Source organism: Rhizobium skierniewicense Ch11, from assembly GCF_023757665.1.
Lineage (GTDB): Bacteria > Pseudomonadota > Alphaproteobacteria > Rhizobiales > Rhizobiaceae > Agrobacterium > Agrobacterium skierniewicense.
In genome coordinates this window covers 29,982-43,647 of record NZ_RXPG01000030.1, presented here as the reverse complement: position 1 = coordinate 43,647, position 13,666 = coordinate 29,982, and the positions used below count along the sequence as shown (strand labels likewise).

Sequence of the window (13,666 nt, the reverse complement as noted above, 5' to 3'; positions counted from 1 at the left end):
CAAAGCCGGCAAGCACCACCACTGAAAACAGCACTTTCGAGTATCATCAGCAACCGGGAGGGGATTGAGTATGGGCAACAGGATCGCGTTGATCGGTGCAGGCGCCATGGGTGGGGCAATCGGAACCCGCCTGCTCGAAACCGGCAATCACCTTACGGTCTTCGATCTCGACCAGCAGAAGGTCCAGATCCTTGTAGATAAGGGTGCATCGTCTGCCAAAACCGCAGCGGACGCCGCTTCTGTCAGCGACTACGTTATTCTCAGTCTCAATTCGCCCGGCATCATCCGTCGCGCCGTGTTCGGTGAGGCCGGTGTGGCGGCCGGCGCTAAACCGGGGACGTTGCTGATCGACATGTCGTCAATCGACCCTGAGGCGACCAGACAACTCGGTGCGGATGCCGCTGAAAAAGGCCTGCGCTGGGTCGATAGTCCTTTGTCCGGCGGCGCGCCGAAGGCTCTCATCGGTCAATTGACGCTGATGGCGGGCGGAACGCAGGGCGATGTCGACGATGCCCATCATGTGCTGAAAGACGTTGCCAGCAACTACACGCATATGGGCCCGGTCGGTGCTGGGCAGACGACCAAACTCATCAATCAGGTCCTGTGCGGCCTTGGTTTCCTTGCCGTTGCCGAGGCCACGCAATTGGCCCTCGATGCCGGGGTGGATGCTGCAAAAATTCCACAGGCGCTGAAGGGCGGGCGAGCCGACAGCGCGATTTTGCAGGAATACATGCCGCGTTATGTCTCGAAGGATTATCGCCGCACCGGCCGTATCGACAACATGGTCAAGGACCTGAGTGGCGCGCAGGATCTGGCGCGACGGACAAACACGGCCATGCCGCTCACGGCGCTCTGCGCCGAAATCCACCGCATGCTGACGGCAGCAGGCCTCGGTGGTGAGGATCAGGCGGCACTGATGGAATTTTTCAAGGGACCAAACAAGGAGATTTCAGAATGATTACCCGCTACGCTCTGTTCGAGGGCAAAGTGAAAGATGGCCAGACAGACGCATTTCGCAAAGCCGTCATCGAGCGTATCTTGCCGAAATGGAAGCAATTTCCACAGGCGAGCGATGTGCGTGTTTCCTTTGCAGAGGCACGCGACGAAGGCGCGCCCGAACTGCCGATGATCCTGGCAATCAACTATCCGAATTTGGAAGCCGTTGAAGCAGCGCTTGCCAGCCCTGTGCGCATCGAGGCCCGTGCGGCGACAGAGGCTGTCTTGTCGGAATTTTTCGAAGGTCGCATTCATCATCACGTGACACTTGCCAACGAATTCCAGCTTTAAGCCGACACACGTGCCGGAAAGGTCAGAGGAGGCTGCCAGCAATGGAAGCCTCCTCTCAATCCATATCTTTAGATCATGATCTCGCCGCCGGTCACGGGAATGACCGCTCCCGTCATGTAGCTGCTGAGTTCTGACGCCAGAAGGACATAGGCTCCAGCCAGTTCTGCGGGCTGACCTGCCCGACCGATCAGTGTCTTTTCTCCAAAACTCTCGGTTTTATCGGCAGGCATCGTTGATGGTATCAACGGCGTCCAGATTGGTCCCGGGGCGACGGCATTTACCCGGATACCTTTTTCCGAAACCATTGCAGCGAGACCCGCTGTGAAATTCGAGACGGCGCCCTTTGTGGACGCATAGGCGAGCAACTGCGGAGAGGGCTGACGGGACTGAATGGACGTCGTGTTGATGATCGTACTTCCCGGCTTCATATGTCCAATTGCGGCCTTGGAAAGGAAGAACGGGGCATAGATATTCGTCCGATATGTTTCATCCCATTCTTCAGCGGTGATATCGGAAATATCGTCATAGGTACGCTGGAACGCTGCATTGTTGACGAGAATATCGACGCGGCCAAACTCATCGACCGTTCTCTGAACCAACGATTGGCAATGCTCTTCAGATTTGATATCGCCCGGAATGACGACCGCCTTTCGGCCAGCCTTCGTCACCCATTCTGCGGTATCCTTGGCATCTTCGTCTTCGTTCAGGTAGGATATGACGACATCCGCTCCCTCGCGTGCGAATGCGATGGCGACGGCTTTGCCAATGCCGGAGTCCCCGCCGGTGATGAGAGCGACCTTGCCTTCGAGCCGACCGCTGCCCTTATAGGAATCTTCGCCGTGGTCTGGCCGTGGCTGCATTGCGTCTGTCGTACCGGGTGGCGATTGGGCCTGCGATGCGTATGGTGGCGTGGGACGTTTTACGTCGGTCATCAATATCTCCAGATTGAGGATGGTGTAAGACTAACCAACCCAAGCCGTGTGAGTTCCTAACTTTTTCGAATTCTACTTTAGATGTCCTGAAATAACGACGCCGCAGGCTGGTCATTCCCTGCCACCCTTCGTTGACGAGCCTACGCCCTCATGCAATGGTCCCCTCTTGTGAGAAGGGAGGCTCGCGAATGCATGATATCAAAACCGGCGTTATCGTCGGTGCCGGAATGGTTGCCAAAACGCATATGCTCGCCTGTGCGGCAAGTTCGACTAAGATCAGGCTCAAAGGCTTCGTTGACAGTGGCTCAGGCCGTGCGGTGGCGCTGGCACGCGAGGCATCGGAGCGCACGGGCCAGACTGTCTCCGTCTACGCGTCCGTTGACGATGCCGCCAAAGATCGCGACATTGATTTTGCGATCATCGCCACCCCTCCCAACATACGCGCAGACATCATCAAGCCGTTGGTGGAAGCAGGCAAGCATATCCTTCTGGAAAAACCCGTTGCGCGAAACGCCGCCGAAGCCCGATTGATCGTCGACATGTGTCGACAGGCTGGCGTGACTCTCGGCGTTATTTTTCAACATCGTATGCGTGACGCCTCCCGTAAAGCGATGGACCTGGTCGCCTCCGGCCTGTTGGGCAAGCTGGGCATTTGCGAAATTTCAGTGCCGTGGTGGCGTCCTCAGTCCTATTACGACGAACCGGGTCGCGGAACACTGGCAAGAGATGGCGGCGGCGTACTGATATCTCAGGCCATTCACACCATAGACCTTGCCCTCAGCATGACAGGGCCGGTTTCGTTCGTACAGGCAATGGCCGCGACAACACGGTTCCACATCATGGAAACGGAGGACTATGTCAGCGCGGGCTTGCGATTCAAAAGCGGTGCCGTCGGTTCCCTGGTTGCGAGTACGGCAAGCTTTCCTGGGTCTGCGGAAAAGATCGAGCTGCATTTCGAGCAAGGCAGTCTCAGACTTGCCTCTGGATTGCTGCATGTAAGCTGGCGCGATGGCCGTGAAGAAACCTTTGGTGGCGCAGCGTCAGGCACAGGCGGAGGCGCAGACCCGATGGCCTTCACCCCTGACTGGCATCAGGCCGTCTTTGAGGATTTTGTCGATGCTATCTCTTCAGGTCGCGAGCCGCTGGTCACCGGTGAAGCCGCCCTTTTGTCGCATCAATTGATCGACGCCATCGTCCAGTCTGCCGAACATCGCAAGGATGTGGAACTATCGTATGCATAAATCCATCAAGTTCGTGGCTCTGGGTATCGAACATCGCCATATTTTCGGCATGGCGCAAAACATGCTCGATGCAGGAGCAGAATTCGCTGGATGGTGGACCGAAGGCGAACCCGATATCGTCGAGGGATTCATCAAGCGGTTTCCCGGCGTGCCGCGCGCCGCGTCAAAAGATGACCTGCTGGCCGACGCAGCTGTCGATCTTGTCCTCATCGCAGACATTCCCGCAAAGCGGGCTGATCTCGCCATCAGCGCGATGGAGGCTGGCAAGGATGTGATGTCCGACAAACCGGGCTGCACGACATTTGAACAACTGACCCGCCTGCACGAAACCGTGGCCCGCACCGAGCGCATCTGGACGATCGATTTTTCAGAACGCTTCGAAGTTCCAAGCGTCACGAAGGCGTCCGAGCTTGTGGCCGAGGGTGCAATCGGCCGTGTCATCCAGACAATCGGCATGGGTCCGCATCGCCTCAACCGCGCAACACGACCGAGCTGGTTTTTTGAACGGGAAGCCTATGGCGGCATATTGACCGATATTGCGAGCCATCAGATCGATCAGTTCATGTTCTTCACCGGATCCACCGAGGTCGACATCGTCTCGGCGACCGTTGCAAACTACAACAACCCCGGTGATCCCGGTCTTCAGGACTTCGGCGAAATCCTTCTCCACGGCGACCGCGGCCATGGCTATATTCGCGTCGACTGGTACACGCCCGACGCCCTGCCCACCTGGGGTGATGGCCGCCTGACGATCCTGGGGACGGACGGATATGTGGAGCTTCGCAAATATGTCGATATCGGAAACACGCAAGGAACCGATCGGCTCATTCTCGTCAATGGCGACCGCTGCGAATATATCGACGCCTCCGATGCGGGTCTCCCCTATTTCGGCAAAATCTGCGCCGATATCCGCAACCGCACGGACACGGCGATGAAGCAGGACCACGTTTTCAAAGTGTGCGAACTGGCGCTTCAGGCACAGGCAAAAGCCGAGGAAGGCTGACCTTTTGGAGGTCAGCCTTCCCACAGGGCACCACGATCATCAGACGACAAGCTTTAAGCGGCTCGCAGACCGACGCCCGTTGAACGACGGGTTGCGAAATGCTCCACCATCTGGGCCAGCGTTTCAGTCTCATGCAGGAGGGTTTGAGACGCGGCGGTTGTCTCCTCGACCATCGCTGCATTCTGCTGAGTGACCTTGTCCATCGCGTCGCCTGCTGCGGATACCTCGCGCAGACTTGCGGCCTGCTCTCTTGCCGCCATCGCAATCTTGTCGATGATGGCACTGATCCCGCCGACCTGCTCACAGATGTCCCTGAGTGATATCCCCGTTTCATCAACGAGCTTGACGCCTGCCGTCACCTGCGCTGTCGAGGTCGAAATCAAACCCTTGATTTCGCGCGCAGCATTTGCGGATCTCTGCGCAAGCTCGCGCACCTCCTGTGCGACGACGGCAAAGCCTTTGCCGGCTTCCCCGGCACGCGCCGCCTCGACCCCTGCGTTGAGCGCAAGCAGGTTCGTCTGAAATGCAATTTCGTCGATCACACCGATGATGTTGCCGATCTTTACCGATGAAGTCTGAATTTCGCTCATCGCGTTGATAGCGCGCTCCACAACAACGCCACCGCTTTCGGCGTTCGTCTTGGCGAGTGCGACAGTCTTTTGTGCGTGGTCCGCGCCATCGGCCGTGCTGTTTATCCCACTGGCCACGTCGCCCAAAGCAGCAACGGTTTCTTCGAGGGAGGCCGCCTGCTGTTCCGTGCGGCGAGCAAGATCGTTGGATGCGCTCGATATTTCCGACAAGCCCGACTGGATTGTCCCAACGCTCACGATAACAGCGCCGATGGCGTCTTCCAACGCGGAAACCGCGCTGTTGAAGTGATCTCTGATACGCTCGTACCGGGAATCGACCGCTCCGATGCGCGCCGTCAGATCCCCCTTGGACAGGGCGTCCAGACCGCCCGAGATCTGCCGGAACGCATGCTCCATGGCTTGCGCTTCCGTCACACGCTCGGCCTCGCGTTCAAGCCGCAGACTTTCCGCTTGCTGCCGTTCGCGACCCGCCTCGGCTTCTGCATGGATGCGGGCGCGGTCGTTATCCTGAAACACCTGCAGCGCGCCGATCATCTCCCCGATTTCGTTGTCGGTCTTTGCCAGTTTCAGATGCGCATCCGGTTCCCCCTTCGCCAGACGCGCCATGGCCTGCGCAACCTGCACCATCGGCCGCGCAACGGAGCGGACCATAAAGAGCGCAATGGCTATCGCCAGAAGAAGGCTGAACGAACCGGCACCCCACATCCACGACGTACCCTGGCTGCCCTGAAGTTCCGATTCCGACGCAATCTTGCCTGCGATCTCGACAATACCGTTCGTGACGCTCTGCGATGTCGACACGACCAGCGACGCCTGCTGATCGAACGATGCCAAATTCGCCTTCATGGCATCGAAAGTCTGGCCCAGTTGCGCAACACTTGCGGTCATGTCAGTGCCCGTCGTCTTTGCCAGCATGCCGCCCAGCGCTGCTGCTTTCTTCAGGCCTGCTTTCACGGTGGTATCAGCGTCGGCAGAGGGTTGAAGACGATAGCGTTCGACCTGAACCAGAATGTCTTTCAAGACATTGCTGAAGTTGCGCGCGGTGCCGGAAACGATACGCGCCTTAGACCGATCCTTGTCTGTTTCGCTTTTGGCCGTCAGTTCCGTTTCTGCGGATTTACGAAGCACCTCGTCCAGCTTGTGAGACGCGGTCAAAACCTTGGCGAACAGGGAATAGTCCTGTGTCGCGGCCAAAGCCGCGCCATTATCTTTTGACATGGTCGTCTGGATCTGAGCAAAAGTCCCCTCCATGCTGCTGACGATCGGCTGGATGTTCGGTGCTCCTCCCAGCTTGACAACTTCAGTCAGGCCCGCTTGAGCACGAGCCATCGGTTCTGCGATCTGATCGGCCGATATCTGTCCAACCTGCGTCGAGGCTTTGACCAGCGCCAACTCGACCCCATTGATTCCATCGCTGAAAGTGCTCGCATTCTGGATCAGAATACGGATGGTGTTGAGGCTGATGAGAGCATTGTTCGAGTTTGTTTCGGCCTGGTTGGCGATATCCTGTGCAGACTTTTCCGTCTGGTCAGCCAGGGTAACCATGCTACCGGTGACATCGCGCAGCGCGATACCTGTTTTCTGGATAGCATCCTGAGACACTCCAAGAGCGCGGACCGCGTTTGACATCCTCGTGATGCCATCCAGCAGCCGCGTTCTTTCGTCTGCCGATAAGGGGAGAGAGGTGAGTGTCGCTTGCGCTGTTTCAAGAGCACTGGCGGCCTGATCAATCCGCTGGGGCTCCTTGCTGACGAGATACTGGATAATGGCGCCTTCAGCCTGGTTGGCTCCAATCAGAACCTTGGACGTATCCACGGTTTGAGAGACAGCACCCGTCAGGCTTCCAATGCCACTGATCCCGACAAATGCGACCAGCACGACCGACATGAGCAGCAAAGCCATCCCGCTCGATGTTCTGAAACCGATGGATTTCACCTTCTGGGACAATTTCATGTTCTCATCTCTCCCCGCAGCGTGACGCCGCCCGACTTTCGAAAAAACATTAGGAGGAAATGAATAAAAAACTGCTTAAATCCAACCAAATCCTTGGAGCACCCCGGTTTACTGAGAGCCCTGCGGGCCACATCGTCGGTTTACTGGCGAGGTTCGCTGTTATTGAAGCTATCCAGCGGCAGGGTCGAATGGCGGCAGGGCCTTCCCTCTCAGCGTACCGGGAGATGTTCCATAAACCCTGCGAAACGATCGTCCCATGTTGGATGCGCTACCAAAACCCACATCGAGCGCAATGTCGATCAAAGGCCTGTTCGTACTGACGATGAGGTGATTGGCTCGCCTGAGCCTAAGTATTTTGTATGCTTCCGCTGGTGAATGGCCCATGACGTCGTGAAACAGACGCTCGAGCTGCCGGCGTGACAGCTGGACAGCCTGCGCGAGACGTTCGATACTGATAGGCTCCGCCACATGCTGCTCCATGAGCAGAAGCGCGGCATTGACGCGTCGGTCCATTTCGATGGCCGGATCTTTCTGTTGTAGAGGTGCTCTGGATTGACTGTCATCCGCCTTGCGCGGCGAGGCGATCTGCAGGATATCGAGGGCATTGCGCTCGGCGTCGCGACCGACCCAGCTGCGAACGATGAAGGCGGCGAGATCCGCAGCGCTGGCGCCACCCGCGCAGGACCCTCGCTTGCCATCGAAATTGAAAAGCCGGTCCGGTCGCACGCTCAACTCCGGAAATCTTTCCCTGAACGCCTCGAAATGGAGCCAGCTGACGCAGGCTTCGTGATCTGTCAGGAGACCGGCCTCAGCCAGAATAAAGGAACCTGTGCAAACGCCGATCAGAGGAATGCCCAGTGCGGCGGCTTGTCTGAGATAGTCGAGCGTTCGGTCGCTGCAGGCGACTTCCTGACCAAGCAGCCCGCCAACGACAACCAGCACGTCGAACCGTTCGGGCGCGACGAGATCGCTCGTTGGCGCGATACTGACGCCACAACTTGACCGTATGAGATGCCTCGTGTCACCCAGCACATCCCAATCGGTCAGTATTCTGCCCGAATGATCCAACTCATCGCCTGCAAGCCGCAACGTGTCGACGAAAAGCGCAAAGGGAGAGAGCGTGAAAGAGCGCCCCAGAACGAACCCGACCTTCAGCAGCGCCGATGATTTGGATGGGGAATGCTTGCTTCGCGATGGCATGGTTCGTCGTTCCGATTTTTGTCGATGCATTCAGTGACAGGCTCAATCTGCCAGCAACCTTGGGATCTGCAAGTTTCTTATGCTTATGCGGCAATCAAGAATGATGCACGTCCTTTGACTGCATGGGAAAAGCCGGCGCTTTCTGGGAAGGGCTTCAGACGAAGGCCACCCGCACGCTTGCGCATAACCAGATCGAAAATGTCCAGCTCGAGCCTTGCTTAGATGTAGGGACTGGTGATTGCGATAACGGTCGAGCGCGATTTTGGCAGACAGAATTTCAACGGGCGGCACAACTGATCGCGTGGGTTGGATGCATTATCCGATCTACGACCGGAACTTTATGAAGATCGCTTCATTTCATGCTTCATGAAAACCACGTCTATTCTTGCCCTCTTTGCTGGCGCTGTTCTGGCTTCCTGCAGTCCCGTTGGACCTGTCGGCAACAGATCTGTTCCCGAGCCCGCCAGAACCGTCGAACTGAACCGTTATGTGGGTCAATGGTTTGAGCTAGCGCGGTACGAAAACCGCTTCGAGACCGATTGCGAAGGCGTCACAGCCGACTACACGCTGGGAGACGGCGGCATGATCAATGTCATGAACACCTGCCGGAAGGGCCGGATCGATGGCGCCCGAAAGGCGGTTGCGGGCCGCGCCAAGATTGTACCGGGCAGCGGCAACGCCAAGCTTAAGGTATCGTTCTTCGGACCCTTTTACGGCGACTACTGGATTCTCGACCACGCGCCGGATTACACCTGGTCGATCGTCGGCGAACCCTCCGGACGATATTTGTGGATCCTGACGAGAACGGCGAAACCCTCGGAGCAAACGCGCAAAATGCTTGTCGGCAAGGCGCGGTCTCTGGGATACGATACTGGCCTTCTCCGATGGACCCGGCACTGACGCCAGATCACACCTTAATAGCGAGTTTGTCGCGCATTGTCGGTCCACGCTCTGGTGCGATGCCTCCAAGCTCTCAAGTATGGTGTCGGCGCGCACCAGATCGGCGTCACACCATGGTTTCACGCGCGGTCGCCTGCCTGAGATTGAACGCCGTGTCGAGCACATAAAAAACAGGCCGCGAACGACGCGGCCTGCTGCGTCAATCAAATGTACTGATGCTCGCCTATGCAAATAGCATCAATGGTCAGGCACCCTATGTTGCGGCGCCATGACCCTCAACGCCTTTATCCAAGAGCTTCTTGTCTTGATCGGTGGCGTTCGTCTTACGGTCCTTGCCAAAGAACAGTGCATACGCAGCCGGAAGAACGAAAACGGTCAACACCGTGGCAACGAGGATGCCGCCCATCATAGCGAAGGCGAGCGGCCCCCAGAAGACCCCGCGGGAAATCGGGATGAGCGCGAGGACGGCCGTGAGCGCGGTCAGCGCGATAGGACGAAAACGTCGCACCGCAGCCCCCACGATTGCCTCGTGGCGAGGCAATCCGGCTTCAATATCCTGATCAATCTGGTCCACCAGGATAATCGAATTTCGGATGATGATACCCAGCAGCGCGATAACGCCAAGAATGGCGACGAAGCCGAAGGGTGCGCCGCTGATCAGCAACGCGGCAGCCGCACCGATGATGCCAAGTGGCCCCGTTGCCAGAACGAGCATGGCCTTACCGAAATGCTGCAATTGCACCATCAGGAGCACAACGATGACAAGAAGCATGATCGGTGCTTTCGCGGCGATCGACGCCTGGCTTTCGGCGGCATCCTCAGCGCCGCCCTGAATTTCGATTTTATAACCCGTGGGCAGATTGTCACGCATCGCCTGCATATCGGCATACATTTTCAGGACAACATCGTTTGGCTGCACACCGTCAGGCAAGGTGGCGCGCACCGTAATCGTAGGCAACCGGTCGCGACGCCATTCGATACCCTGCTCAAGGATGGGAACAACCTTGGCAACTTGCGAGACGGGCACGAAGCCACCAAAATCCGTGGGTACGTAGACCGAGTTGACTGCTGATAGCAGCAACCTGGTCTTATCCTGCTCCCGAACAACGATGGAGACGGTTTCCTCGCCCGAGCGGAAGTCATCGATCGGGACGCCCGTCATGGCCGCCTGCAGCATCTGGCGAACACGTTGGGATGTGACACCGAGCGCGCGGGCGCGGTCCTGATCAATCACCAGCTTCATCGCGGGGATCTGCTCCAGCCAATCGTCATGAATGGCACTGAGCGCAGGATTTTTGGCAAAAATTGCTTTGACCTCATCGGCAATTCGTCGAACTTCCTGGCGGTCCGGTCCCTGCACGCGCATCTGCACGGGCCAGCCTGTGGGTGGCCCCAGGAAAAGCCGGTCGACCTTGCCTCTGACGGATGGAAAGTCTTCGGCCAAAATGCCGCGAAGCTTGATGATGAGGCGCTCGCGCGCTGCCTCGTCTTTGGCCATGACGAGAAGCTGCGCAAAATTGGGATTACGCAGTTGCTGATCAAGCGGAAGGAAGAAACGCGGTACGCCTTCACCGATATAGGTCGCGATGAACTGCTTGTCGGTGTCGCCAATAATTTTTTGTTCGAGCGCTTTTGCCTGAACTTCAACTTCCTTGATGCTCGTGCCCTCAGGCAGCCAGAGGTCGACGAGAATCTCCGGGCGTGATGACTGCGGAAAAAAGTTCTGCGGAATGAACTGGAAAGCCCATATGCTGCCCGCGAAAACGCCGAACGTCATGGCCAGAACGATGATCCGATGCCGTACCGCCCAGGCCACGGATGCACCCAGAGTTCGGTAGAACCGGGTATCGAAGACGTCGTGGTGTCCGCCGGCATGGGCTCTTTGCTTGAGGATCATGTTTCCCAGCCAGGGCGTGAAATAAACGGCCACGAACCAGGACGTGACAAGCGCAATACCAACGACATAAAAGAGCGAGCTGACATACTCACCAGCGGTCGATTCCGCAAATCCCACCGGAATAAAGCCGGCGATGGTAATCAATGTGCCGGTCAACATCGGGAAGGCGGTCGAGGTGTAGGCGAAGCTCGCCGCCTCTACCTTGATCAATCCCTCTTCGAGCTTGCGCTCCATCATTTCCACAACGATCATAGCGTCATCGACCAGCAGTCCGAGCGCAATAATCAGTGCGCCGAGAGAAATTCGCTGTAGATCAATACCGAGCTCATACATAATCGCAAAGGTTGCGGCGAGAACGAGTGGAATGGTGATGGCGATGACCAGACCGGAGCGCCACCCGATCGACAGGAAAGAAACGACAAGGACGATGACGAGTGCTTCGACCAATGCCTTCATGAATTCGCCGACGGCCTCGGTAACAACCTCTGGCTGGTTTGATATCTGACCGACTTGGACGCCGTATGGAACAGCGTTCTCAAAGTTGCGGTATGTCTTAGCCACCGCCTTTCCAACGTCGATAACGTTGAATCCCTTCGCCATGACCACGCCGACTTGCACGCTGTCTGAGCCATTGAAGCGGAATTTGCGCTGATAGGGGTCTTCAAGGCCTGCGGTAACGGTGGCAATGTCCCCTAGACGAGTGATCTGCCCGCCGGCTCGCAACCGCAACTCTCGGATATCCTCGGCTTTTTTAACATCTCCCTCGACTGAAATACGAACAGACCGCAGGCCGGTATCGACGGTGCCCGCAGGATCAACCCTGTTTTGGCCTCTAATGGCATTCTGAAGATCCGTGAGGGTCAGTCCACGCTCGGCAAGCGACTTTGAAGACACATCGATGAAGATTTTCTCGGGCTGGTCACCAATGATCACAGCCTTTTCAACGCCCGGCGTGGTCAGCAGCATATCACGAGCCTGAATGGCCAGCTTCTTCAGTTCAGGATAGCTGAACCCTTCACCACTGATCGAATGCAGTGTGATGAATGTATCACCGAATTCGTCATTGAAATACGGGCCGAGCAAACCCTCCGGGAGCTCGTTGGATATGTCGCCGACCTTCTTTCGGACCTGATAAAAGGCATCGGCGACTTCAGCCGCATTGGTGTCGCCTTTCACCTGGAGCGTGATGATTGCGCTTCCTTCACGCGTGTAGGATTTTACCCAATCCAGATGCGGTGTCTCCTGGAGCTTTCGCTCGATCCTGTTGACAACCTGATCCTGCATCTCCTGAATGGACGACCCCGGCCAAATGGCTTGAACCACCATTACCCGGAAGGTAAAGTCCGGATCTTCCTTCTGACCCATCCGGGTTAGCCCAAGCACACCGGTAATCAGAATCAGCCCGAACAGGAAGCGCGCAATGCTTGGATGACCGATCGCCCAACGCGACAGGTTGAAGGGATGTTTCCCCTCATTCGACTTTTCCATAAGAATTCTTCCTTGATTGGGCCTAACGGATGGGTGCAGCGGACTGTAGCTGAGCCGCATGCTGCGCTTGCATCTTCACCTTGAGATTATCGGTCATGAACTGCGTACCAGCGACGACAACGACATCGCCGACGCCAAGTCCGGTCGCGATGTTGATACCATCGGCTGTAAAGTCGCCAACGCCGATTTCACGCGCATTCACCGTCGAGGTTTGCGTGTCGACAACCCACACAATCTTCTGCCCGTTCTTTTCGGCAAGCGCCGAAAGAGGGATGACGTAACTGCCGTTCGTATCATGCGTGTTCTTCTCGATTGTGGCCGTCATGCCCAGCAGGACACGGGAATCTTCGGGCAGACTGACGCGTACGGAAAAGGTGCGTGATTGCGGATCTGCGCTTCCGGAGACTTCACGCACCTTTCCTTCCAGAATCAGGGCGGCGTCGGACCAGAAACTTGCCTTGACCGCGGCACCGGGACGAAACTCTGTAATCTCGTTTTCAGGAACAGCGATTTGCACTTCTTTCTCGTCGTCCAGCGCGACGGTGACAACCGTCGTACCGGCAGCGACCACGGTTCCCGCATCAGCGGCAATTGCCGTCACAATCCCCCTCACGTCTGACCGGAGTTTCGCGTAATCAACCTGATTTCTGGCTTGGTCAAAAGCGGCTTCGGCTGCGTCGCGGGTTGAAACCGCCTGATCGTAGGTCAGCAGGGCCTGTTCAAGCTGCGACTGAGCCACCGCATTTTTTTCATAGAGTTGCTGAGCACGCCTGCTGGCGAGGTCGGCCGTAGCGACACCCTTTTCTGCTGCTTTCAAGTTTGCTTCGGCAGTTCGCAAGCTCAGCTCGAGATCTTTGGAATCCAGCCTTGCCAGCACGTCGCCGGGCTTGATGCGATCACCGATATTGACCGATCGTTCCACGATTTTTCCGGCCACGCGAAAGCCGAGACTGGACTCCACCCGTGCCCTTACGGCGCCAGAATACACCAGCGTCTTTTGACTTTGATGATCAGAGATCTCAATGGTTTTGACCGGACGCGTAACATCTTTGACCTCCTCCTTTTGTTCGTCGCTGCAGCCAGCGAGACCGAAAACAAGGACGCTCAAGACAACGAGAGCAAACGGCGATCTTATCGTTTTATCGGATATCATTTTCGTAACCTTTAGGGCCGGT

The 13,666-nt window shown here is 57.0% G+C and carries 10 protein-coding genes; 5 read left to right on the top strand and 5 right to left on the bottom strand.

What is annotated here, in order from left to right:
- Positions 1–70 precede the first annotated feature (70 nt).
- Positions 71–958 carry an NAD(P)-dependent oxidoreductase gene (locus EKM04_RS20150; RefSeq protein WP_183893019.1) on the top strand — a complete coding sequence of 296 codons (888 nt, stop codon included), beginning with the start codon at positions 71–73 and terminating at the stop codon, positions 956–958.
- Positions 955–1,287, top strand: a complete 333-nt coding sequence (locus tag EKM04_RS20145) for a hypothetical protein (RefSeq protein ID WP_183893017.1) — start codon at positions 955–957, stop codon at positions 1,285–1,287. Before EKM04_RS20150 ends, EKM04_RS20145 begins: the two co-directional genes overlap by 4 nt.
- A gap of 68 nt (positions 1,288–1,355) precedes the next feature.
- On the opposite strand, the gene EKM04_RS20140 is transcribed toward EKM04_RS20145, so the two are convergent.
- A complete protein-coding gene (locus EKM04_RS20140; protein WP_183893015.1) occupies positions 1,356–2,219 on the bottom strand; it encodes an SDR family oxidoreductase in 864 nt (287 codons plus the stop codon).
- A gap of 188 nt (positions 2,220–2,407) precedes the next feature.
- On the opposite strand from EKM04_RS20140, the gene EKM04_RS20135 reads away from it, so the two are divergent.
- A complete protein-coding gene (locus EKM04_RS20135; protein WP_183893013.1) occupies positions 2,408–3,460 on the top strand; it encodes a Gfo/Idh/MocA family protein in 1,053 nt (350 codons plus the stop codon).
- The gene (locus tag EKM04_RS20130) at positions 3,453–4,463 is read left to right on the top strand and encodes a Gfo/Idh/MocA family protein (protein ID WP_183893011.1); all 1,011 of its coding nucleotides are present in this window, start codon (positions 3,453–3,455) and stop codon (positions 4,461–4,463) included. Before EKM04_RS20135 ends, EKM04_RS20130 begins: the two co-directional genes overlap by 8 nt.
- A gap of 53 nt (positions 4,464–4,516) precedes the next feature.
- Here the strand turns inward: EKM04_RS20130 and EKM04_RS20125 are convergent, their stop codons facing one another.
- Positions 4,517–7,006, bottom strand: a complete 2,490-nt coding sequence (locus tag EKM04_RS20125) for a methyl-accepting chemotaxis protein (protein ID WP_234910828.1) — start codon at positions 7,004–7,006, stop codon at positions 4,517–4,519.
- A 168-nt stretch (positions 7,007–7,174) separates the two neighbouring features.
- Positions 7,175–8,206, bottom strand: a complete 1,032-nt coding sequence (locus EKM04_RS20120; protein WP_183893009.1) for a GlxA family transcriptional regulator — start codon at positions 8,204–8,206, stop codon at positions 7,175–7,177.
- 366 nt (positions 8,207–8,572) lie between these two features.
- Between EKM04_RS20120 and EKM04_RS20115 the strand changes: the two genes are divergently transcribed.
- Positions 8,573–9,106 carry a lipocalin family protein gene (locus EKM04_RS20115; RefSeq protein WP_183893007.1) on the top strand — a complete coding sequence of 178 codons (534 nt, stop codon included), beginning with the start codon at positions 8,573–8,575 and terminating at the stop codon, positions 9,104–9,106.
- 253 nt (positions 9,107–9,359) lie between these two features.
- Here the strand turns inward: EKM04_RS20115 and EKM04_RS20110 are convergent, their stop codons facing one another.
- Positions 9,360–12,491, bottom strand: coding sequence for an efflux RND transporter permease subunit (locus EKM04_RS20110; RefSeq protein WP_183893006.1), 3,132 nt, complete (start codon positions 12,489–12,491; stop codon positions 9,360–9,362).
- A 22-nt stretch (positions 12,492–12,513) separates the two neighbouring features.
- Positions 12,514–13,644 carry an efflux RND transporter periplasmic adaptor subunit gene (locus EKM04_RS20105; protein WP_183893004.1) on the bottom strand — a complete coding sequence of 377 codons (1,131 nt, stop codon included), beginning with the start codon at positions 13,642–13,644 and terminating at the stop codon, positions 12,514–12,516.
- Positions 13,645–13,666 lie beyond the last annotated feature (22 nt).

What these genes read in the sequence shown, in the direction of transcription:
- EKM04_RS20125 (WP_234910828.1), bottom strand. Translation starts at nt 7,006, where the DNA reads ATGAAATTGTCCCAGAAGGTGAAATCCATCGGTTTCAGAACATCGAGC.
- EKM04_RS20120 (WP_183893009.1), bottom strand. Translation starts at nt 8,206, where the DNA reads ATGCCATCGCGAAGCAAGCATTCCCCATCCAAATCATCGGCGCTGCTG.
- EKM04_RS20140 (WP_183893015.1), bottom strand. Translation starts at nt 2,219, where the DNA reads ATGACCGACGTAAAACGTCCCACGCCACCATACGCATCGCAGGCCCAA.
- EKM04_RS20130 (WP_183893011.1), top strand. Translation starts at nt 3,453, where the DNA reads ATGCATAAATCCATCAAGTTCGTGGCTCTGGGTATCGAACATCGCCAT.
- EKM04_RS20115 (WP_183893007.1), top strand. Translation starts at nt 8,573, where the DNA reads ATGAAAACCACGTCTATTCTTGCCCTCTTTGCTGGCGCTGTTCTGGCT.
- EKM04_RS20150 (WP_183893019.1), top strand. Translation starts at nt 71, where the DNA reads ATGGGCAACAGGATCGCGTTGATCGGTGCAGGCGCCATGGGTGGGGCA.
- EKM04_RS20135 (WP_183893013.1), top strand. Translation starts at nt 2,408, where the DNA reads ATGCATGATATCAAAACCGGCGTTATCGTCGGTGCCGGAATGGTTGCC.
- EKM04_RS20145 (WP_183893017.1), top strand. Translation starts at nt 955, where the DNA reads ATGATTACCCGCTACGCTCTGTTCGAGGGCAAAGTGAAAGATGGCCAG.
- EKM04_RS20105 (WP_183893004.1), bottom strand. Translation starts at nt 13,644, where the DNA reads ATGATATCCGATAAAACGATAAGATCGCCGTTTGCTCTCGTTGTCTTG.
- EKM04_RS20110 (WP_183893006.1), bottom strand. Translation starts at nt 12,491, where the DNA reads ATGGAAAAGTCGAATGAGGGGAAACATCCCTTCAACCTGTCGCGTTGG.